Source organism: Streptomyces sp. CB01580 (genome assembly GCF_001905795.1).
Taxonomy (GTDB): Bacteria; Actinomycetota; Actinomycetes; order Streptomycetales; family Streptomycetaceae; genus Streptomyces.
Genome location: NZ_LIXJ01000001.1, coordinates 597,431 through 619,477 on the forward strand (window position 1 = coordinate 597,431; position 22,047 = coordinate 619,477).

Consider the following 22,047-nt stretch of genomic DNA (forward strand, 5'->3'; position numbering starts at 1 on the left):
GCTCACCGCACCAACTTGCGGATGACGATGCCTACGATGAGTGTGGTGAACAGCATTCCCGCGGCCGTGAACGAAACCGCCAGTGCAGACCATCCGGCCGTCTTGAGCTCCGATGGCATGCCGGTACCGACATTCAGCCACAGCGCGACGGCGAGGACGAAGGACCTTCCCGCAACGGTCACATCCAACAGCCCCCGGCCCGGTTCGCGCACCGCGCCCGCCAGATGAAGCACGAAACCCGTCAGAAAGACCCCCACCGCCAGTACACGCACCGGGTTCCGCGCACGCACTCCCCAGCCGAGGATGCCTCCGAGGATGCCCCGCCCGATGGCACGCCGCAGAGGCGGCAGAGCGGTCGCCTCGCGCTGCCGCGCCAGGTAGTAGAGCTCGTCGACCTCCCTGTTCCGGTTCCTTCTGACCAGCGCGGACCGTACGGACTCCAGCGCCACGGCAGTCACTTCGGTGAAAGAACGCTCCAGAAATAAGGTGATCTGGCGGCCGTTACGGAAGACCTGACCGGCGAGCTCCATGTCGCCGACGCTGGAGGATTCGTCGAGGTTGTACCGGGAGCTGCCGGACGGAAGACCGAGTGTGCCCGTCACCGAGGAGCTGTACAGGCTGATCACCGAGGAATCCTCGGACTCCGATCTCAGAGACATCACATCAGTGTTGTGAAAGGCGAGACGGGCGGTCGGATCGTTCTGCTCGCTGCGCACGCTCTCGCACAGACCAAGGTTGCGTACCTCCACGGGCCCTCGGACCGTGCTGTTGCTGATCGTGCTGTCCCCGGAGGGAATTACCAGTCCGTTCACCCGCACCGTCTCGCTGCACCGCAGCCCGTTCGCTCGCAGCGGTTCGTCCAGTCGCACGCGCTGCAGGGTGAGTTCGGGTGTCTCGACCTCGTCGAGATCGAGTGTGGACAGCCAGAGGTCATCGAACGTGATGTCCTCACGGGCGCGCAGCCCCCGGACCAGCAAGCGCGGCCGTCCCAGGCGGCCGCCTGTGGCCTGGCTGCGAACCACAAGCGAGGACACGCGCGTGTTACTGATCTGGACCGACCCACGCAGGGCGTTGATCTGTACGAGCTCCTCCACTCGAAGGCGCTCCAGCCGGGCGGCGGCGCATGAGTGCAGGGCGAGGAAGTCCAGCGAGGTGTCGACGATCGTGACCTCGCAGCCCATCGATGCGTTACGGATCGTCAGGCGGCCGATCCGGGAATTGACCACCAGGAGCGCGTCCGCTTCCACGTGGTCGACGACCAGTTCGTTGATGTGGCAGGACCGCACGGTCAGCGCCCCGTCGATACTGACACGGTCGAGCGAGACCCGGTCCGCAGAGACAGTGTCAAGCAGGAGATCGGCGGTGACCTCGTCCTGGCGCAGATGCACACTGCGGTCGCTGACCGTGCGCTGGCGGCCAATTCTTGCCAGGTCCTCAAGTGTCCGGACCACTCCCACCGGCGTCCCCCTGCTGCTTGTTGCCGTTGATGTCGCCGTGCGTGTGCGCCAACGTACTCAACCCCGGCGTGCACTCGCGCTCTGGTCGGAGCCGTGTCCGCCGGGATCGAGTCCAAGAGCCGCGAGCAGGTCTTCCCTGCTGACAACGTCCGGTGCCTCGACGAGCGCATGAGCGATCTGCTCGGCCGCCGTCGCCGGGTCTGTACGGTCCGTGCGCACCACCAGATCGAACAGATCACGTACATCGGAGCCGAGTACGTCCTGCGCTGTCTCGTCCCAGGCGGCGAGCCGCTTCGGCGTGTCGGTGTCTCCCCGCTCGCCGGACCGTTCCTTGCACACGTTCCTCGGCACCCAGAGGAGGACGCGCAGCCACGCGGTCGCCCGAGTCCGGTCCAGCAAGGTGCGCATGTCGGTGACGTTGCCGATGTGCGTGACCGGAACCAGGCCCTGCTCTTGCGGCTGGGTGAGGGAAAGGCGGTCGACGGCGTAGACGTTCCCGTAGCGGGGGGTCTCCACGACGATTCTGCCGCGGCGGCGCAGATCTTCGAGTTCGTCGGCGGTGACAAACCGGTATCCGTCCGACCGGCCGGTGCCGCGCTTGAGCTTGGCGACCAACTTGAACCGTGGGTCGGCGGAGCAGAGCGCTGCCGTCACCGTGTCCTTGCCGGCAGTGGGCGGCCCGTACAGGACGACTGCGCTCACGAGTCCCCCACAAGCCGTTGCGCGATGGTTTCGACCTGCTCTGCCAAAGGACGTGAGGCGCCGATGCGGTTGTCGATCACGTGGTGGGATGTCACCGGCCTCAGGCCCACGTCGATGCCGCTCGTGTACGTCGGCCAGTGCATCAGCTTCCATGTATCGCGTGAGGCATTCCGGGAGATCAGCCGGTCACGCATCGACTCCAGGTCGCTGTCCACCCACAACGTTTCGAAGCGTGACCCCGTCCTGCCGCAACGGCGTGCCACACGCGATGTCCACTGTGCATCGGAGGCTTCGGCCAGGAAGGGCGCGACAGCGACCACCGACGTACCGCACTCAAGGTTCTCCCAGACGGCCTTCATCAGGCATGCGTACTCCAGCGGCCTGGCGTGTTCCAGGTAGGTGGGGCTGTGGCGGTCGTCCGGGTCACCGCCCAGCGCCTGCAGCAGCCGCTCGGTCATCGGACGGCTGATGGTGTCCTTGTCCAGCATGGCCCACCCGGTCGCCGCCGCCAGCAGTTTGCCGGCCTCAGACTTGCCCGAACCGGCATACCCGGCGACGAGAGCAAGCGTAATGGTGCTCGTGCCTAGCGCAGTGGTCACTCTGTTCGCCCCCGAGGCTACTTTGAACAACTGGGCCCAGTTTAGAGGCGGATGGAGGTTGAAATGCTCGGACCTTCCACATATCGATGCCGCGACGCGCACGATACCCTGACGCTGATCGTCGCCGCGCTCAGCAGGCCGTCGCGAGCATCACAGACTGCCACCGGGTCCGCCCCGGGCAGTTGCGCCCCAGCTTCTTGCGGACGGAACGCAACCGTCGTGACCGGAAAGAGGCGCCCCGAGCGACTCCGTGCCCCCGCCGCTGGACTGAAGATCACCCCACCGGGGACACTTGCCCTCCACCGCACCGAGAGCCGGTCCAGCAGCGCTCACCGGCCAGCACACGCACACACGGGGGCAATGTGCCGCAGCAGCAGCCGATCGCGGGCCGGTACGAGCTTCTGGAGCCGCTCGACAACGGCGGCATGGGAGACGTGTGGCGCGGCTACGACGCCGTGCTCGACCGGCCCGTCGCCGTGAAGCTGATCCGGCAGCAGGCCGTCGGCGGCTCGCCGCAGCTGGCGGAGGAGTTCGCCAAGCGTTTCCGCCGTGAGGCCCGCATCACCGCACGGATCCAGCACCCCGGCGTGCCCCAGGTGTACGACGCGGTGCTCGACGACACGTACGAGCGGCTGTTCCTCGTCATGGAGCTGGTGGACGGGGTGTCGCTGTCCGCGTACATCCACCCGGAGCGGCTGCTTCCGGTCAGTTGGGCGGTGGCGGTGGCGGCGCAGGTCGCCACCGTGCTTTCGTACGCGCACGAGGTGCCGGTGATCCACCGCGACCTCAAGCCCGGCAACGTCCTGGTCGCCCGCGACGGAACGGTGAAGGTCCTCGACTTCGGGATCGCGGCGATCCTGCGGACCGATGTCACCAAGCTGACCGCGACCGGCACCCCGATCGGCACCTACCAGTACATGGCGCCCGAGCAGGTGCGCGGCGGGCGGACCACCCCGCAGACCGACCTGTACGCGCTCGGCTGTGTGCTGCACGAACTGCTCTGCGGACGCCTGTTGTTCACGGCGGACAGCGAGTACATGGTGATGCACCAGCACGTGAATGCCGCCCCCGTCCCGCTACGGGTACTGCGTCCCGAGGTGCCGCAGGAGCTGGAGGATCTCGTCCTGCATCTGCTGCTCAAGGCGCCCGAGGCACGGCCCGCCGATGTGCAGGGGGTGTATGAACGGCTGCGGCCGTTCCTGCCGCCGCCCGGCCGGACACCCGGGCCCGGCGAAGCCGGGCCGACGGGGGTGCCGGACCCGACCGGGGCCTTCCGCAACCCGTACGCGCCCCGCGCCCGCGCGGGTACGGGCAGGTCCGTGCCGGTGGTCGCCGATCCGGCTGGCGGACAGGCCGCACCCGTACCCGTACCCGCGCAGTTGCGTGCGGAGATCGACGAGGCGTACGCGCACTCCGACGCGCTCCTGGACGAGGAGCGGTTCGCGCAAGCCGCCGAGGTGCTGGGAGAGATCATCGAACCGGCCGCCCGCGCGCTCGGCGCGGAGAGCCGGAAGGTCCTGGAGCTGCGGACCCGCCGGGCCGCGATCCAACTGCTCGGCGGCGACTACCGGGCCGCTCTGCCCGAGTTCGATGCGCTGGCGGACGCGTACGCGCGCACCGACGGCCCCACCGGCGAGCCGGCACGCGCCTGCCGCGCCCAGGCCGCGCGCTGCCGCGCCGAGCTCGGCCAGGTCACCGACGCGCTCACCGCGCTGCGTGCCCTTCTCGATGTCGTGCGGACCGTCGACGGCGATCTCAGCGAGGAAGCCGTCGAGCTGCGCCGCGACATCGGGATGCTGCTGCTCGCCCAGGGGCAGGCGGTCGAGGCCCATCGGATGCTTCGGCCCCTGCACGACGACCTGTGTCTGGTCTTCGGGCCCGGCGACGAGATGACCGAAGAGGTCGGCGAGGCGCTGGCTCTGATCGGCCTCGATCTCGACGGTCCGGCCACCTGACCCCCGTCTCCCCCGCCCCGTCCGCTTCCCGGAGAGTCAGTCTCATGCCCCACCTCGCGTTCGACATCGGTTTCTGCGCCCAGCTCGGCAAGCTCCAGGGCAGTGTGAAGCAGGGGGTGTTCGACGCCTGGGAGAAGTTCGAACGCCTCACCCTGGACCAGTTGTTCAAGGATCCCGGGCTGAAGCTGGAGAGCTTGAAGCGCGCCCGTGATCCTCATATCCGGACCATCCGGATCGACCAGGGGACGCGGGGTGTCGTCCTCGCACCCGACGGCGGCGACACCTACGTACTGCTGCGCGTGATGCCGCACGACAAGGCGATCGACTGGGCCGTCAAGCAAAAGGCCAGCATCAACGCGGTCACCCGGGCCGTCGAGGTCCGCGACATCGCGGTGCTCGACGAGCTGACCCCCGCCTATGAGCGCATCGCACCCGCTCCCGAACGGCGGCTGTTCGCGAAGGTGTCCGACGGGGACCTGACGGCGCTCGGCATCGACGAAACCACCCTGCGCCAGGCCCGCGCCCTCACCGACCTCGAACAGCTGGAGGTCTTCGCGCCGTACTTCCCGCAGGATCAGCGTGAAGTCCTCGAATACCTCGCCGCGGGCTTCACCGTGGAGGAGGTGTGGCGGGACGTGGTGTCCGTCAGTCTCTCCGCCGCACCCGCCGACACCACGCCCGTGGACACCGGCGACTTCGCGACCGCCATCCACCGCACCAGGACCCGGATCGCGCTCGTCACCGCGTCCGAGGAGCTGCGCGACATCCTCGACAAGCCGTTCGCGGCCTGGCGGGTCTTTCTGCATCCCTCCCAGCACAAGGTCGCCTACCGGGCCTCGTACTCCGGGCCGGCACAGGTCACCGGCGGTCCCGGGACCGGAAAGACCGTGGTCGCGCTGCACCGGGTGCGCCATCTGCTGAGGTATCTGCGTGACGGCGACCGCATTCTGGTGACCACATACACCAACGCCCTGGTGGGCGCGCTTCGGACCGGGCTCGCCACTCTGGTGGAGGACGAAGCGCTGCGGGACCGGGTGGACATCATGACCGTCGACGCGTTCGCGGGCCGCGTCGTGTCCACCTCGCGGCGGCCGCTCCGGGGCGGCGAGGAGGAGACGCGGTGGGCACAGGCCGCGAAGATCACCGGGTTCACCGGCACGACGCAGTTTCTCGGGCAGGAGTACAAGCACGTCGTCCTCGCGCAGAATCTGCGGAGCCTGAAGGAGTACGAGGGCTGTGAGCGGCGCGGCCGCGGCAGCGGGCTGCCCACGTCGGCCCGCGCGCTGGTGTGGCGCACGATCGAGGAGTTCACCCATCGGCTCACCGCCGACGGGCTCCGCACCTACCTCGGCACGTGTGCGGAGGCCGCGGATCTGCTGGAGACCGATGGCCCGCGTTACCGGCATGTGGTCATCGACGAGGCGCAGGACCTGCACCCGGCGCAGTGGCGGCTGTTGCGTGCGGCTGCTCCGGCCCGTCCCGACGACCTGTTCATCGCGGGCGACCCCCATCAGCGCATTTACGACTCGAAGGTGTCGCTGAAGGCCGTCGGGATCAAGGTGGCTGGCCGGTCGACGAAGATGCGCAAGAACTACCGTTCCACACACGAGATCCTCTCCTGGTCCACCGCGCTGCTCGTCGGCCGGCCCTTCGAGCAGTTGGCCGACGACTCCGCGAACGAGACCCTGTTGGGCTATCGCTCGGCCCTGCACGGCAAGGGACCCGAGGCGTACGGGGCGGACTCGGAAGAAGCCGAACTGGACGCGCTCGTCGCGCGCGTCCGTGGTTGGCTCGACAGTGGGATCGCCCCGGGTGAGATCGGGGTAAGCGCCCGGTTCAACAAGAGCTGCGACAAGGCGGTGCAGCGGCTCAAGGCCGCGGGCGTCCCTGTCACACGCCTGCGGGGCGACGCGGCTTCCGACGCGGACGCCGTACAGGTCGGCACGATGCACTCCTTCAAGGGGCTGGAGTTCCGGTGCGTCGCGGTCATCGGCGTGAACGACGGTGCACTGCCGTACCCGCGTGCGGTGACCCCGGCCGACATCGACCGGCTCCAGCACGAGTCGGACCTGCTGGCGGAACGCTGCCTGCTGTTCGTCGCGTGCACGCGGGCCCGGGACGGGCTGCATGTGTCGTGGTCGGGCACCCCCAGCAAGTTCCTGGTGGAGGCCGGGGCGTGTCAGACCTCGTAGGCGGGAGGGCCGGGCCGGGGGCGTCGCAGCGCCAGGGCTGCCAGCGCCGCAGGGGCGCCCTTCGGTCCGCGGATGCCCGGGAAGGCATTGATGTCGACGACGACGGGCGCTCCCTCGCGGTCCAGCACGTCGACACCGTAGACATCCAGGCCGAAGACCTCTCCCGTGTGGAGGGCGAGTCGGGTCCAGGACTGCGGCAGGTCGCGGACCAGTGGCGCGGACTGCGCACCGTCCGGCGGGGCGCCCACGGGTGCGCGGCGCACCCCCGCGAACACCTCGCCCGCGATCACCCAAAGCTTGTGGTCCCAGCCGCTGTTCGCGACGAACTCCTGTAGGACGACAGGCTCGTTGGGCCACGTGGCGGCAAGGTCCCGGAGTTCGGCCGGCCCGTCCACGCGGGCGACGAGGTCCGCGCGCCGGCTGTGGCGGCTCTTGACCATGAGCGGATAGCCGCTCTCCGGTCGCTGCGCTCCGTGGAGGGCTTCGGACAGCGCGTCCAGGGTCCTCGTCCTGGGCATCGGCAGGCCGGCGCCTTCGGCCACGGCGGCGGTCCGGGTCCTGTCCTGGCACAGCTCCGTCGCGGCGGCGGAGTTCACCACCCGGGCGCCGTGTGCCTCGAGGAATCGAGCCAGCACGAGTGCCCGGGGGGTATGGGCCTTGAGGAGGTAGACGTCGGCGAGTTCGTCCGGGGTCACCAGTTCCGACGGGGATCCGGTACCGGTGTCCGGGTTCAGGAACGTCACCCGGTGCCCCGCCTCGATCAGTGCGGAAGAGGCTGCGGCGAGCAGCGGATGATCCGGCTTGTCGGTCAGCAGACACACCCTCATATCTGCGCGGCTCCCGGTACGGCTGCCAGCATGTCCGCTTCGGGGCCGGGGACGGGGTGCGGATGAGGCAGTCCATGGGGGATCCGCGGCTGCGCGGGAATGTGTGGAGCAGGGGCGAGCACGCCCGTCCTGGTGGCGCCGCCCGTCCTGGCCAGGTCGAGGACGGCTCCGGCCAACCGGGACACGGCGTCGGGTACCTGGCGGAAGCTCGGGAAGTCGTTGATGTCGACGATCACAGGGCCGTCGGGGCCGAGCACCACGTCGACGCCGTACAGATCGAGGCCGAAGACCGCTCCCACCTTCGCCGCCACTGCGGCCACCTCGGCGGGCAGAGGAACGGCTCCCTCGTCGAGCGGCCCGTCCGGGTGGAGCGGTGAGCGGCGCAGGGTCGCGTGGAATTCGCCCGCCAGACAGTAGACCTTCAGGTCGGAGCCGGAGTTGGACACGTAGGGCTGCGCGATGAGTTGGCCCTCCCCCGCCTGCTCCGTCTCCGCCAGCCGCCCGGGGTCCGACACGAGCCGCACCCCGCGCCCCGAGCTCCCGTCGGCGGGCTTGACCACCAGGGGGAAGAGCTCCTCGGGAACAGTTGCGAACAGCGCGGCCCTCGGTGCCGAATAGGTCACCGGAACCGGTAGCCCGTGCTGTCGCGCGATGACCGATGTGAGGACCTTGTCGCGCACTGCGCGGATCGACCGCGCATCGTTCACCGTGGTCAGACCCACAGCCGCCGCGGCCTCCAGCAGGGTGAGCCCGGGGCCGCCGGACACGGTCTTGAGCACCCAGGCGTCATGGGTCCCCGCCCGCACCTCTTCCGAGATCCGCAGGAGTGAGCCGCCGGGGTGCACCACGTCCACCTGGTGTCCCCACGACGTCAGTTGTCGGACCACGTCAAGCGGCATGCTGTCATGCCGGTACAGCTCTTCGACGAGGAAGCAGAGCTTCATCCCAATACCCCTCGGTGCCCCAAGACTGAGGGCACAACGATGCCTTGCGGTGCTCTTCCGAACACCACCAAAGGGGCAACGCTACGTCACGCTCAAGCCAAAGCGACCGCCACCGGGCGTTACTGATGGTGCGTTGCCTCATCCAAACAGATCTCCGTCGGGCGCGGCCACGGACTGGATGGCCTCGCATCGACCGAGCCCGCCACAGGGGCACAGAATACGGATCCGTCTTGAGGTGCCGACATCGTGGCGCGCACCGGCCTACGCGCGAGCGCACCCGAGCACGAGGGGGATGGGTCGGGCGAGAGGGGCCGACGGCACTGTCGAGGGTTCACCCGGATCCGCACCGTCTGCATCAGCGCATACAGAGAACAACAACAAAGCTGCTCAAAGCGATATTCTGTCGCTTTGAGCAGCTTCATTTGGTCTGTTGACCCTGATGGTGTCCGAGGGGGGACTTGAACCCCCACGCCCGATAAAGGGCACTAGCACCTCAAGCTAGCGCGTCTGCCATTCCGCCACCCGGACCAGGTGGTCGGCCCCGGTTTCCCGCGGCGACATGGAAAACAATACCAGGGGTTCAGGGTGCCTCTCACCCGCGTTTCCGGTGGTCAGTGCCGTGCGATGGCTTCCTGGGGCCCTTGTGTGCGCCATCGCGCCACCGATCGGACGCACCGCATCCGTGCGCATGCGCACGGTGACATGTGCGGGGATGCGCCGGTCCGTCGGCGCCGGGGCTCCTCCCTCGGCATCGGGCGAGGGGAGGCCCCGGCACGCGCAGCGGTCAGCAGCCCTTTCGGCGCAGGGAGTGAAGGTAGGCGGCCGAGCGGCGGGCCGTGGTGAAGGAGTCGATGAGCGGCTGGTCGTGCTCCACCTGCCAGTGGTGGTCGCGGCGGCCGGACGGGGTCTCCCCTGCTCGAGCGGAGCCGAGAGCTTGGGGAAGGGTCCTGGTGACGGTGTCCAGGAACCGCTTGTAGTCGATGTCGCCGTCACCGACGTCGACCATGCGGTAGCCGTCGCGGGCCGTCTCGTCGCGCTCGCCGTCCTTCACGTGGAAGAGCGGGTAGCGGTCGGGGTGCTTCAGTACGTAGCTCAGCGGATCGAAGGGAGCGGGAGTGCCGTCCGGCCGCTTGCCGAACCGGAACCGGCCGACGTGGGCCCAGTAGATGTCCATTTCCAGGAAGACCAGGCCGGGGTCGGTCTCGGCGAGCAGGACGTCGTAAAGGCGGACGTCCGGCCGGTCGGCGGCGAAGGAGAACTCCTCGGCGTGGTTGTGCTGGTAGAACTTCATTCCGCGCGCTCTGGCCGCCGCCCCGTAGGTGTTGAAGTCCTCGGCGGCGCGCTTCCAGGCGTCGACCGTCGTTCCGTAGCGGAAGGGGCCGGAGGCGGTGCCTATGTGGGTGAGGCCGAGGGCCTGGGCGTCGTCGAGAACCTTGGTGAGGTTCTGCGCGAAGGTGTAGGCGTTCGGGTTGTTGTCGTCGTGGTAGCCGACGTGGCTGCCTATGCCGCGCAGCCCGTGGTCGTGGGCGAGCCTCCTCAATTGCGCGAGGGTGATGGCGCCGGCCGAACCCTGGGTGTAGCCGGCGTACTCGACCTCGTCGTAGCCGTACGCCGCCAGTTCGGCGAAGACCTTGGCGAAACCGAGGGTCGCGACCTTGTCGCGGAGCGTGTAGAGCTGGATCCCGAGGCGGCCGGGCGGCATCAGCGGATCGCCGTGGGGTTTGTCGAGGGCGGCGGCGCCCGGAGCGGCGGCGCCGAGCAGTGCGGCGGCGGTGGCTCCGGCGGCGACGCCGAGCACGGAACGTCTGCCGAGTCTGCGGGCGAGTTCGGGATCGGCGGGGGTACGGCGGCTCATGCGGGAACTCCTTCGCGGGACGGGGCGTTGTCAGTGCAGTCCGGCAAGTTCGAGGAGCAGGGACTTCACTTCGGTGGCCCGGACGGGTCCGGTGAACGCGTGGGGGGTGGAGCACAGGATGAGCGGTCCTTCTTCGTCGCTCATGGGAAGGCGGCCGTGGCTGCCTCGAATAGGCGAAGGGTCCAGGGGTACGACCGCCATGCGGTAGCGCATGCCGACTTTCTTGCGGGCGACGGCGGTCGCGGCTCTGATGCGGACGTACGGGTCCTGGGGGTCGAGGAAGAGTTCGACGGGGTCGTAGCCGGGTTTGCGATGGATCTCGACGAGTTGCGCGAAGTCGGGCGCGCGGGCGTCGTCGAGCCAGTAGTAGTACGTGAACCAGGCGTCCGGGTCCGCGACGGCGACCAGTTCCCCGGAACGGGGATGGTCCAGGCCGTTGGCCTTCTTGCCCTCGTCGTCGAGGAGCCGCTCGACGCCCGGGAGGTCCTGGAGGGCTTCGCGGGTCGCCGTGAGGTCTTCGGGGCGGCGCACATAGACGTGTGCGATCTGGTGGTCGGCCACGGCGAAGGCGCGCGAGGCCATCGGGTCCAGGTATTCCATGCCGTCCTGGGCGTGGACCTCCAGGAGTCCCGCGCGGCGCAGGGCCCGGTTGATGTCGACGGGCCGGTCGACGCGGGTGATGCCGTACTCGGAGAGGACGACGACGGTGCGGCCCTCGCGTCGCGCGTCGTCCAGGAGTGGCGCCATGGCCCGGTCGAGTTCGGCCGCGGCCAGATGGGCGCGGGGATCGTCCGGGCCGTGACGCTGGAGGTCGTAGTCGAGATGCGGGAGGTAGCAGAGCGCCAGGTCGGGTCGGTGGGTGTCGAGGACGTACCGGGTCACGTCGATGATCCACCGGGAGGAGACGAGGTCCGCACCGGGGCCCCAGAAGTGGAAGAGGGGGAACGTGCCGAATCTGTCCGTGAGTTCGTCGTGCAGGGAGGGTGGCCGGGTGTAGCAGTCGGGTTCCTTGCGGCCGTCCGCGTAATAGACGGGGCGGGGAGTGACGGTGATGTCGGTGTCGGCGCCCATCGCGTACCACCAGCAGATGTTGGCGACGGTGTAGCCGGGGTGGGCGCGGCGGGCGGCGTCCCAGAGCTTGTCCCCGGCGACCAGCCCGTTGTGCTGACGCCAGAGCAGGATGTCGCCGAGTTCGCGGAAGTACCAGCCGTTGGCGACGATGCCGTGCTCGGCGGGACTGGTTCCGGTGAGGAAGGTGGACTGGGCGGCGCAGGTGACCGCGGGGAGCACGGTGCCGAGCGGGGCGCTGGTGCCCGAGCCCCCCAGGGCCTTGAGGCGGGGCATGTGATCGAGGAGGCGCGGGGTGAGACCGACGACGTCGATGACGAGGAGAGGGGTGGGCGGTGCGGTGCGGGGAGTCTCGGCCGAGGTCATGGGAGTTCCTTGAGGCCGAGGTCGGACAGGATGTCGCGGGCGAGGGTGAGTTCGGCGGCGATGCCGTCGGCGAGCCGGGCACGGGATCGGGGGCGCAGGGCGGCCGGGAGCGCCTGCCAGGTGTAGGTCTCGACCTCCAGGTGGGCGGTGAGGGGGCGCGGGCCGCCGACCAGTCGGGTCAGTGCGGAGCGGAGCACGGGAAGGGTGGAGGTGAGAGGGGGCGTGGGCGGTGCGTGGAGGGGGACGTGGAAGTGGGCGCGCCATGGTGTGCGGTCGGGCAGGGCCGGGCCGGTGAGGGCTTCGTCGAGGTCGTCGGTGCCGTGCAGGGCTCCGGTGGCGGTGCGGGTGCGGGTCTGGTGCAGGAAGCGGGGTTCGGCGAAGGCCGCGAGCGCCGAGCGCACCTCGGGGAGGTGGGGATGTTCGGCGTGCAGTGCGGCGGAGAGCTGGGCCTTGGCTACACGGATGCCCGCGGTGTGGAGTGCGTCGAGGGCGGTGTCGGGGTCCTCGAAGGAGGTGGCCAGGTGGCAGGTGTCGACGCAGATGCCGATGCGTGGATGCCCGATGGCCGCGAGGGGTGTATGGGCGTCGGCGGTGGTCTCGATCGTGCAGCCCGGTTCGGGTTCGAGGCCGATGCGGATGGACTTGCCGGTCAGCTCGGCGAGGGCGTCGAGGCGTTCCCCGAGGGTGGTGAGGGCGGTGTGTGCGAGACCGGCGGCCTCGGCGTCGGACGCGAAGGGGGTGCGCCAGGCGATGGGGAGGGTGGAGATGGTTCCCTCGGTGACGTCGTCCGGGAGGAGCCCGGCGAGGAGGCGGGCGAGGGCGGTGGTGTGGGCGAGCCGTTCGGGATCGGTCCAGTCGGGCCGGTACACCCGGTACTTGACCTCGTCGGCGCCGAAGCCCTCGTACGGGAAGCCGTTGAGGGTGACGACCTCCAGTCCTCGGCGGTCGAGTTCGGCGCGCAGGGAACGCAGTTCGGACGGGTCGTCGGTCAGGGCGCGGGCGGCGTCCCGGGCGAGCCAGAGGCCGATGCCGAGGCGGTCTCGGCCGAGTCGGCGCCGGACCGGTTCGCAGTGGTCGCGCAGCTGGGCGCGCACGCCGTCGAGGGTTTCGGCGGGGTGGACGTTGGTGCAGTACGAGAGGTGGACGGTGGAGCCGTCGGGATGGCGGAAGCGCATCGCCTCACTCCCCGCCGCGCAGGATGGAGTTGCCCTCGTGGAGGGCCGGCGGCGCGGCGGTGTCGAGCCGGAGGCGGCCGCTCTGCCCGTAGAAGGCGACGGGGTTGCGCCAGAGCACCTGGTCGACGTCGTCCTCGCCGAACCCGGCGGCGAGCATCGCGTCGCCCACCTTGCGTGTCTTGAGGGGGTCGCTCCTCCCCCAGTCGGCGGCCGAGTTGACGAGGATCCTCCCGGTGCCGTGGGACCGGAGGATCGCGATCATGCGGTCCTCGTCCATCTTGGTGTCGGGATAGATGGAGAAGCCGGCCCAGCAGCCGCTGTTCAGGGCGTCCTTGACGGTCGTCTCGTTGAGGTGGTCGAGCAGGACCCGTTCCGCAGGGAGGCGGGACTCGCGGATGACGTCGAGGGTGCGGTGCAGCCCCGCGAGCTTGTCGCGGTGCGGTGTGTGCACGAGGGCGGGCAGGTCGTGGTCGGCGGCGAGCTGGAGCTGGGCGGCGAGGGCGGTGTCCTCGGCGGGGGTCATGGAGTCGTAGCCGATCTCGCCGACGGCGACGACCGAGTCCTTGACGAGGTAGCGGGGCAGGGCGTCCAGGACGGGGGTGCAGCGGGGGTCGTTCGCCTCCTTGGGGTTGAGGGCGAGCGTGCAGTGGTGGGCGATGCCGTACTGGGCCGCGCGAAAGGGCTCCCAGCCGAGCAGGGCGTCGAAGTAGTCGAGGAAGCTGGCGGGCGAGGTGCGGGGCTGGCCGAGCCAGAAGGAGGGCTCCACGAGGGCGCGGACGCCCGCGTCGTACATCGCCCGGTAGTCGTCCGTGGTGCGGGAGGTCATGTGGATGTGGGGGTCGAAGATGCGCATCAGGACTCCTGCGTGGGGGCGGTGGGGCCGGGGAGCTGGGGGCCGGGAGTGGTGAGGCCGAGAACGCGGGTGATTCCGGCGGGGACGTCACGGCCGGCCGCGATGCGTTCGGCGGCGAAGTCGCCCAGCATGCGGGCGAGTTCGGCGTCGCCACGGGATCGGCGGCCCAGCCGGGCCACGGCGTCCACGGGGACGCCGCTGAAGAGGCATTTGAGGACCGCGTGGCGCCAGTTGTGCGCGTCGAGGTGGGTGGCGGCGTACGGGCCGACGGCCGCGGCGATCAGCCGGGTGTCGTTGGTGCGCAGGGCGTCCTCGACGAGCGGGAGGGCGGTGGGGCCGAGGTCCAGCAGGTGAAGTGCGCGCAGGACGGCGCGCCGCTCGGCCGCGGTGCCCTGTTCGTAGAGCCGGGTGACGACGGGCAGGGCGGCGTGGGCCTCGACGAGCAGCAGGGCGCGTACGGAGTCGGCGTGCTCCGGTCCGCAGTTCCGGCCGACGGCGGCGTACCGCAGCTCCCACGGGGGTGCGCTGTACGGTCCGACGGGCTGCTCGGCTTCCTCGTGGGCGGCGGCGTGCTCGGCCTCGGCGAGGGCCTCGTCGAGCCAGGCGCGCGCGGCCCCTCCGAGCCGGGCGCCCAGTTCCTCGCGGGTCAGCAGCGGCGCCGGGACCGACATCGTCTCCGACGCCTGCACGGACGGCGGGACCGCAGGGGAGGTCGCGTCCGTCGGGCTCGTCGGATCCGTCGGGTTCGTTGCGCCCCTCGGGTTCATCGCGGGGTTCGTCGGCATGGCATTGCTCCCTTCGGCGGTGTCAGCGGCTCGACGGGCCGTGTGCGCGGAGGAACTCGATGGACGTGCGGGCGAGTTCGGGACCGGCATGGGAGTGGCGGGGCAGCTCGACGACGGTGAGACCGCGGTATCCGGCGTCCGGGAGAACGTCGAGCGCGTCGAGCACGGGCGGGAAGTCGATCTCGCCCTGGCCGAACGGGAGGTGTTCGTGGATGCCCCGTCGCATGTCCTCGATCTGGACGTGCCGCAGCCAGGGGGCGGCTTCGCGGACGCAGTCGGCGGGCGGGGTGGTTTCCAGGCACTGGCAGTGGCCGATGTCGAGGGTGAGTCCGAGCGGTTCCGGATCGCCGGTGAGGGCACGGAGATGGTGGAAGTCGTCGAGTGCGGCGAGGAGGTGCCCGGGTTCCGGTTCGATCGCGAGGGGGATGCCGCGCCGGTCTGCGGCTTCCAGGACGGGAGCGAGGGAAGCGGCGAGGCGCCGCCAGGCGGTGTCGGGGGCGGTGCCCAGCGGCATGGTGCCGCTGAAGCAGTGGACCGCGTGGGCACCGAGGTCGGCTGCGACGTCGACGGCCCGGACGAGCAGCCGGGTGCGGGCGGCACGGGCGTCGGGATCCGGCTCGAGGAGGGAGGGGCCGTGCTTGCGGCGGGGGTCGAGGACGTAGCGGGCGCCGGTCTCGACGGTGACGCCGAGACCGAGTTCCTGGAGCCTGGCCGCCACGCGCCGGGTGCGTACGGCGAGATCCGGGGCAAGCGGGTCGAGGTGCATGTGGTCGAGGGTCAGGCCGACACCGTCGTATCCGAGGTCGGCGAGGAGTGCGAGGGCGTCGTCGAGACGAAGGTCGGTGAGCCCGTTGGTGCCGTAGCCGAAACGGATCGTCATGTGGGGTTCACCTTCCGGGCGAGGGCGCGGGCGAGCGGGACAAGTCCCATGACGGCCATGCCCGTACCGGCCGCCCCGGCGCGTACGGCGAGAACCGCCTGGAGCGGGATCGCCGCGCGGATACCGGCACCCACGGCGCGCTGGGTGAGCGGTGGGGACGGGTTGAGGGCCGCGTGCAGGAGGGGGCCGGTGGCGGTGCGGAGATACGCCCCGGTGAGCGCGGTGAGGAGAAGGCGGGTGGCGGGCGCCGGGGGCGGGGACGGGCGGTGCGGTCGGTGCCGTTGGACCACGCCTCGCGCGGTGAACGGGAGCGGGTTCGTGGCCCGCCCGGCGCGCGGGACAGGGCCCACGGCCCCTGCCTGTTCGCATGGGTCGCACCGCTCTCGCAGGATCGTGGCGCCGAGTGCCGCCGTGGTCGCGAGCGCGGCGAGGGTGACGGCGGTGGAGCCGCCCCGTGCCTCGTGCCGGGAGACGGCGGTGACGGCGTAGGTGTGCACCCCGAGCAGTCCGGCGGCCGGGAGGGCGGCCCGTACAAAACCACCGGCCCCGGCAAGGCCACCGACGTGTACGGGGACACCGGCCCGTACGGATCCGCCGGCCCGTACGAAGCCGCCGGAACGCGGCGCAGCGGGCCCGCCCGTGACCGCGCCGCTGTCCGTGTTCGGGCCGGAGCACGGTTGTGAGCCGGTGCGTGTGCCCGTACCGGTACCCGCCGAGCACCGCCCCTGCTCTGTCGTACCCGGTGTCGCGGTGGCCGTGGCGGCGGCTCCCAGCAGCAGGTCGAGGGCGCGTGCCGCCGCCATCGCCGCCGGTCCGGCCGGGGTGTGCTTGAGCCGGAGGTCGTACGCCCAGACGGTCGCCGCAAGTCCCGTGGCGACCACGAGGGCAGGACGGCCGGCCCGGGCCGCGAGTCCGAGCCCGGCGGCCGTCAGCGCTCCCGCCGCCGCAAGGGCCGCACCGGGGGCGATGCGCCCCGAGGGTATGGGGCGGTGCGGGCGGTCGACGGCGTCCTCCTCGCGGTCGGCCCAGTCGTTGAGCGCCATGCCCGCCTCGTACAGGCAGAGCGAGGCGCCCATGGCGAGCGCGGTGCCCCGGCCGGGGCTCCTTCCGGTGGCCGCCGCCCCGGCGAGCGCGTCACCGGGAACGGTGAACAGCGCCGAAACCCGCAGCAATTCCGCCCAGGCGCGGGCCGTCACCGCGGCCCCCGCAGGGTGTCGGCGAAGGCGAGCAGGCGTCCGTACTGCTCGAACAGCGCGGCGGGACCGTCGTCCGGATCCTTGAAGTAGAAGCCGAGCCCGGGCAGGGGTCCGGTCAGCCCTCTTTCGTGGGCGCGCGCCACCAGTCTCGCGAGGTCGAGGACGAGTGGTGCGGCCAGTGCGGAGTCGCAGCCCTGCCAGGTCGTCTGGAGCACCATGCGGGTCCCGAGGAATCCGTCAAACGCGATGTGGTCCCAGGCCGTCTTCCAGTCCCCCAGCGCCGGTACGTCGTCGATGTGGACCTCGCCCTCCGGGGCGGCGCCCAGGACATCGGCGAGGACACGTTCCTTGCCCGCGTTCTTCGCCTCCGCCGCGCCCGGGTCGGCGAGCGCCGCGCCGTCCCCGCCGCCGAGCAGGTTGGTGCCCGACCAGGCCCGTACGGACAGGGCTCGTTGCACGAACATCGGAGCGAGCACGGAACGGAGCAACGTCTGGCCGGTCTTGCCGTCGCGGCCGGTGTGCGGGAGTCCGCAGTCCGCGACGGCGTCCCGGAGGGCGGGGTGGCGCAGCCCGGCGGAGGGGGTGAAGTTGACGTATGGACAGCCGGCCCGGAGCGCGGCGGCGGCGTAGAGCGAACTGGCGGGCAGCCGCGGGTCGACGGGGTCCAAAACGGGCTCCGTGGAGGCGACGTTGATCACGACCGTTGAGGCCAGGCCGTTGCGGCGGCCGAAGTCCTCGAGGTCGGCTGCGAAGGCGGTGACGAGTTCCTCGTCGTCGCGGGTGTCGCCCGGCAGGGGTCCGCCGGGACGTATCTCCTTGTCCGCCCGGGCGAGTTCGTCGTGGACCGCCGCCGGGAGCCCGTGCGGCAGCACTCCCCCGGCGGCCAGCGCCGCGGCCCGCTCCGGCAGCGGGCGGTCGGCGGTGTCGTGTCCGCCGAAGACGAGCGAGCCGAGGGCGGGAAGCCCGCTGTCGGCGAACGGTGGTGTCTCGGTGACCATGCCGATCGCCGGGTGGAGCCCCGCCGCGACCGCGGCGTGGCCCGCCACGGCTGTGGTGGCGACGGAACCGCGTGCTCCGACGAACCAGACTCCGGTACGTACGGCGGGTGCTGACACGGGCTGCCTCCCTTGTCGGGGTCCTGGCTGGGCCGGACGGAGCGCGCTGTACGACGAGGTGCGGCGGGACGTGGACGGGGACGGGAGGAGAGGGAATTGGGACAGGGACGGGGGCAGGGACGGGGGGGCAGGGAACGGGGCGGGACGGGCGCGGCGGTGACGGCGGGCGGAGCGCCCTCGCACCCGCCCACCGTCCGCCCGCCGCATTGGTCGCCGCACATCGGCGGCGGGCCGACCCCCCTGGTTCCGGGGCCCGCCGACCGAGCGGCAGCCGCGCTACGCCGCGGGCAGTTCCTTCAACCGGATGTCGCGGAAGGACACATGGTCGTCGGCACCGTGGTTCTGGAGGCCGATGTATCCGCTCTTCAGGCTCCGCGCCGGGTCGGTGTTGGTGAAGTCGTTGATCTTCACTCCGTTCAGGAAGACCTGTAGGCGTTCGCCCAGGACCTTGATCTCGTAGCTGTTCCACTGGCCGGGCGGGCGCAGAACGCGGTCGCGGGCCTTGGCGTTCGGCGCCTTGAACGTGTAGACGGACCCCGTGGTGCGGTCGGGCGCGTCGGTGGCGTCGATCTGGATCTCGTAGCCGTTGTTCACCGCGGACCAGGGGTCGTCGGATTCCGGGAAGCCGACGAAGATCCCGGAGTTGTCGTCGCCGCTCATCTTCCAGTCGAGCTTGAGCGAGTACGCCCCGAGTTCCTTGGCCCGATAGGTGAGCAGTCCCATGCCGCCCACGGAGCGCAGTTCGCCGTCGACGATGTCGAATCCGCCAGGTCCCGCCTGCTTCCAGCCGTCGAGCGTCCGGCCGTTGAAGATCGGCCGGTGGCCGGTGTCGGGCTTGCAGTCGGCCTTCACCTGGCCGGAGGCGTAGCGCAGTCCGCCGAGGAGGAGCCGACGGAAGGCGGGCTCGGCGTACGACTCCTCGGTGTGGCCGAGGCCGGTGTAGAAGGACCGGCCGCCCCGGTAGGTCTGGCACCAGGTGATGGGGTGGTCGCCCTTCATGGTGCCGCCGGTGTAGGTGGTCTCGTCGAGCGTGGCGAGGATCCTGGCCTGACCGCGTGGGTTGGTGCGGTAGTTGTACCACTCGTCGGTGCGGTTCCACTCGTCGTCGAGGTGGGCGGTGGCCGGGTGCTCGTGGTCCTCCACGCGGACGGTGGCGGGCTGGATCGCGGGGTGCGAGGAGAAGTACGCGCCGACGAGTCCCCCGTAGAACGGCCAGTCGTACTCGGTGTCCGCCGCCGCGTGGACGCCCATGTAGCCGCCGCCGGTGGCCACATAGTTCTCGAACGCCTTCTGCTGGTCGGCGCCGAGCACGTCACCGGTGGTCGACAGGAAGACGACGGCGTCGTACCGGGCGAGGTTGGCGGTGGTGAACTGCCGTGCCTCCTCGGTCGCGTCGACGGTGATGCCGCTGTCCTCGCCGAGCTGTCTGAGCGCGGCGACGCCGTCGGGGATCGCGTCATGTCGGTAGCCGGCCGTCTTCGAGAAGACCAGGACCCGCTTGGCGTTCCTGTCCGGGGTGCTGTGCACGAGCTCGAAGTCGTCGATGTCGTAGAGGGCTCCGGCGCCTCCCTTGAAGACGAGGAAGAGTTCGGTGGCCTTCCTGGGCACGTTGCGCAGGGGTACGTCGACGTCCTGGAACGTCTCCCAGCCGCCGGTCACCGGGACCGGGCCGGAGCCGAGGATCGTGCCGGTCGCCGACCCCGCCCTCACCTCCAGGAAGCCCCCGCTGCCGCCGGAGGAGACTCGGGCGGTGAGCCGGTTGGAGTCGCCGAGGAGGTACGGCCTGAAGGAGATCCAGTCCCCGTCGTGGATGTCGCCGACGGTCTTGCCGCCGTGGGCGGGGGCCTTGTCGTAGACCTTGATGCCGGACGAGGCGGAGTAGTGCTCGGCCTGGCGGTGGCGCGGCTGGAGCTGGGACTGGTCGTGGCCGGACAGGGGGGCCTGACCGCCGCCTCCGCCGTCCGTGTAGGAGGCGTCGATGACCCCGAAGATGTTGGCGTTGGGGTCGTGGCCGCCGTCCATGGCGGTCTTGATGGTGCCGGAGCACCCGTTGACGGTGGTGATGGGGTGGCCGTGGCTGTCGTGGCCGAGGACGAAGCGGACCTCGACCTTGGCGCAGTCGATGGTGCCGTCCTCGGGGTCGGTGACGGTCACCTGGAACGGCACGTCGTCACCGAAGGCGAACAGCTGGCCGTCCCCGGGGAGTTTCAGTTCGACCTTCGGCGCCGTGTTGCCGACCGTGATGTGGACACTGGCCGAAGCGGTGCGTCCCGTCGGGTCCTTGGCGGTGACGGTGGCCGTGTAGGTGCCGTTCTTCCGGTACGTGTACGTGGGGTCGGCGGCCGTCGAGGTGCCACCGTCGCCGAAGTCCCAGGCGTAGGTCAGGGCGTCGCCGTCAGGGTCGACGGTGCCCGCCGAGGAGAACCGCACCTTCAGCGGCGCCTGGCCGGAGGTCCTGTCCGAGGAGGCCACTGCGTTGGGCGAGCGTCCGCCGGCCGCGTTCTCGATGCGGTAGAGGGCGGAGTTCTCGTCCCCGCCGAACCATCCGGTGCCGTAGTCGAGGACGTACAGTGCCCCGTCGGGTCCGAAGGCCATGTCCATCACCTGCGTCCCGGTCCACGGGACGGGGTTGATGGACCGGACGGTGCCGTCCGCGTCGTGTGCTATGGCCTTGATCCAGCGGCGGCCGAACTCCCCGGCGAAGAACTGCCCGTCGTACGCCTCCGGGAGCTTCACGGGCGAGTCGAGGGCGGCGTCGTAGTGGTAGACGGGTCCGCCCATCGGGGATTCGGAGCCGGTGCCGAAGTCGGGCAGGGAGCCGCCGTCGTACGGGATCCAGGCGGGCTGGGCGGGCGGCAGGTCGACCAGACCGGTGTTGTGCGGCGAGGTGTTCTTCGGGGCGGCGCAGTCGAAGGCCGCGCCGGACGTCTTCGTCGCGAAGTCGTAGTCGACGTAGGCGTCGTTGGCACCGGTGCAGAACGGCCAGCCGTAGTTGCCCGGTCCGGTCACCCTCGCGAACTCGACCTGCCCGGCAGGGCCGCGCTTCGGGTCGGCGGCGCCCGCGTCGGGACCGTAGTCGCCGACGTAGAGGATGCCGGTGGCCCTGTCGACGGAGAAGCGGAACGGGTTACGGAAGCCCATCGCGTAGATCTCGGGGCGGGTCCTGTCGGTGCCTGGCGGAAAGAGGTTCCCCTCCGGAACGGTGTACGAGCCGTCGTCGGCGACCTTGATGCGGAGGATCTTGCCGCGCAGGTCGTTGGTATTGCCGGAGCTGCGCCGTGCGTCGAACGCCGGGTTGCGGTCGGGGCGTTCGTCGATGGGCGTGTATCCGTCGGAGGCGAACGGGTTGGTGTCGTCGCCAGTCGACAGGTACAGGTTGCCGTCGGCGTCGAAGTCGATGTCGCCGCCGACGTGGCAGCACATGCCGCGTGAGGTCGGGATGTCGAGGATCTTCTTCTCGCTGGCGTTGTCGAGGGTGCCGTCGCTCCTGAGGACGAAACGGGAGAGACGGTTCACACCGTCGAACGGGGCGAAGTCGGCGGCCGTGCCGTTCTCGGGGGCATCGCCCGCGGGGGTGTCCAGCGGCGGCGCGTAGTAGAGGTAGACGGCCCGGTTCCTGTCGAAGTCCGGGTCCACGGCGACCCCCTGGAGCCCCTCCTCGTCGTGCGAGTACACGGGCACGGCGCCCACCACGCGGGTGTTCCCGCCGCTGTCGGTGAGGCGCAGCTCCCCGTTGCGCGAAGTGTGGAGCACGCTGCGGTCGGGGAGGACGGCGAGGGTCATGGGCTCGCCGGTCTCGGCGGCGCCCTTGGCGAGGGTGACCTGCTGGAGCCCCTCGACCGCGGCCTCCGCCGCGCGCGTGGCAGCGCCCGGTGTGTCCGCGGCGGCCGGTGTCGCCGGCCCCGTCGCGGCCGCTCCGGGCGAGGCGCCCAGGGTCAGAGTGGTCGCCGCGAGCAGGCCGCCGGTGAGCAGCGCGAGGGTCCTGCGGACGCGGAGCCGCGTTCCGTTCCGGTTTCTGGCTCTTGTTCGGTGCACGAGTGTCCTCCGGAGAATGCCGGTGGTACGGGCGAGTGCTGCC

At 70.6% G+C, this 22,047-nt stretch carries 16 protein-coding genes and 1 tRNA gene; 2 read left to right on the top strand and 15 right to left on the bottom strand.

The features are described 5' to 3' along the window. Nucleotides 1-2 precede the first annotated feature (2 nt). The 3 genes from AMK22_RS02300 to AMK22_RS02310 all read right to left on the bottom strand — a co-directional run bounded on the left by AMK22_RS02300 (nt 3) and on the right by AMK22_RS02310 (nt 2,758). Nucleotides 3-1,388 carry a hypothetical protein gene (locus AMK22_RS02300; protein ID WP_242433799.1) on the bottom strand — a complete coding sequence of 462 codons (1,386 nt, stop codon included), beginning with the start codon at nt 1,386-1,388 and terminating at the stop codon, nt 3-5. A gap of 126 nt (nt 1,389-1,514) precedes the next feature. Continuing rightward, nucleotides 1,515-2,159, bottom strand: a complete 645-nt coding sequence (locus AMK22_RS02305; protein WP_073781466.1) for a guanylate kinase — start codon at nt 2,157-2,159, stop codon at nt 1,515-1,517. Next, on the bottom strand, nt 2,156-2,758 hold the full coding sequence (locus tag AMK22_RS02310) for an AAA family ATPase (protein ID WP_073781467.1): 603 nt from the start codon (nt 2,756-2,758) through the stop codon (nt 2,156-2,158). The genes AMK22_RS02305 and AMK22_RS02310 overlap by 4 nt, the downstream gene beginning before the upstream one ends. Before the next feature lie 362 nt (nt 2,759-3,120). Here AMK22_RS02310 and AMK22_RS02315 point away from each other — a divergent pair, with 362 nt between their 5' ends. Next, a complete protein-coding gene (locus AMK22_RS02315; RefSeq protein WP_073781468.1) occupies nt 3,121-4,713 on the top strand; it encodes a serine/threonine-protein kinase in 1,593 nt (530 codons plus the stop codon). Nucleotides 4,714-4,757: 44 nt separating this feature from the next. Then, entirely contained in the window at nt 4,758-6,905 is a 2,148-nt protein-coding gene (locus tag AMK22_RS02320; RefSeq protein ID WP_073781469.1) for a UvrD-helicase domain-containing protein, read from the top strand. Here the strand turns inward: AMK22_RS02320 and AMK22_RS02325 are convergent. The 12 genes from AMK22_RS02325 to AMK22_RS02380 form a co-directional block, all read right to left on the bottom strand. Then, nucleotides 6,893-7,732 carry an ATP-grasp domain-containing protein gene (locus tag AMK22_RS02325; protein WP_073781470.1) on the bottom strand — a complete coding sequence of 280 codons (840 nt, stop codon included), beginning with the start codon at nt 7,730-7,732 and terminating at the stop codon, nt 6,893-6,895. The two genes, AMK22_RS02320 and AMK22_RS02325, sit on opposite strands and share 13 nt — an antisense overlap. After that, nucleotides 7,729-8,676, bottom strand: coding sequence for an ATP-grasp domain-containing protein (locus AMK22_RS02330; protein WP_073781471.1), 948 nt, complete (start codon nt 8,674-8,676; stop codon nt 7,729-7,731). Before AMK22_RS02330 ends, AMK22_RS02325 begins: the two co-directional genes overlap by 4 nt. A 440-nt stretch (nt 8,677-9,116) precedes the next feature. Further along, a tRNA-Leu gene (locus AMK22_RS02335) sits at nt 9,117-9,204 on the bottom strand. A gap of 256 nt (nt 9,205-9,460) precedes the next feature. Further along, nucleotides 9,461-10,531, bottom strand: a complete 1,071-nt coding sequence (locus AMK22_RS02340) for a sugar phosphate isomerase/epimerase family protein (protein ID WP_073781472.1) — start codon at nt 10,529-10,531, stop codon at nt 9,461-9,463. A gap of 30 nt (nt 10,532-10,561) precedes the next feature. After that, nucleotides 10,562-11,965, bottom strand: coding sequence for a nucleotide pyrophosphatase/phosphodiesterase family protein (locus tag AMK22_RS02345; RefSeq protein ID WP_073781473.1), 1,404 nt, complete (start codon nt 11,963-11,965; stop codon nt 10,562-10,564). Next, nucleotides 11,962-13,140, bottom strand: coding sequence for a metabolite traffic protein EboE (eboE, locus tag AMK22_RS02350; RefSeq protein ID WP_073781474.1), 1,179 nt, complete (start codon nt 13,138-13,140; stop codon nt 11,962-11,964). Before eboE ends, AMK22_RS02345 begins: the two co-directional genes overlap by 4 nt. Before the next feature lie 4 nt (nt 13,141-13,144). Beyond that, the gene (locus AMK22_RS02355) at nt 13,145-13,993 is read right to left on the bottom strand and encodes a TatD family hydrolase (protein WP_073781475.1); all 849 of its coding nucleotides are present in this window, start codon (nt 13,991-13,993) and stop codon (nt 13,145-13,147) included. After that, nucleotides 13,993-14,664: an EboA domain-containing protein gene (locus AMK22_RS02360; RefSeq protein ID WP_073781556.1), complete on the bottom strand. Its 672-nt coding sequence runs from the start codon at nt 14,662-14,664 to the stop codon at nt 13,993-13,995. The genes AMK22_RS02355 and AMK22_RS02360 overlap by 1 nt, the downstream gene beginning before the upstream one ends. A 136-nt stretch (nt 14,665-14,800) precedes the next feature. Next, entirely contained in the window at nt 14,801-15,658 is an 858-nt protein-coding gene (locus AMK22_RS02365; protein WP_073781476.1) for a sugar phosphate isomerase/epimerase family protein, read from the bottom strand. Then, entirely contained in the window at nt 15,655-16,854 is a 1,200-nt protein-coding gene (locus AMK22_RS02370) for a UbiA family prenyltransferase (RefSeq protein ID WP_073781477.1), read from the bottom strand. Before AMK22_RS02370 ends, AMK22_RS02365 begins: the two co-directional genes overlap by 4 nt. Continuing rightward, nucleotides 16,851-17,969, bottom strand: a complete 1,119-nt coding sequence (locus AMK22_RS02375) for an inositol-3-phosphate synthase (protein ID WP_073781478.1) — start codon at nt 17,967-17,969, stop codon at nt 16,851-16,853. Before AMK22_RS02375 ends, AMK22_RS02370 begins: the two co-directional genes overlap by 4 nt. Nucleotides 17,970-18,245: 276 nt before the next feature. After that, on the bottom strand, nt 18,246-22,004 hold the full coding sequence (locus AMK22_RS02380) for a ThuA domain-containing protein (RefSeq protein ID WP_073781479.1): 3,759 nt from the start codon (nt 22,002-22,004) through the stop codon (nt 18,246-18,248). Nucleotides 22,005-22,047: the final 43 nt, after the last annotated feature.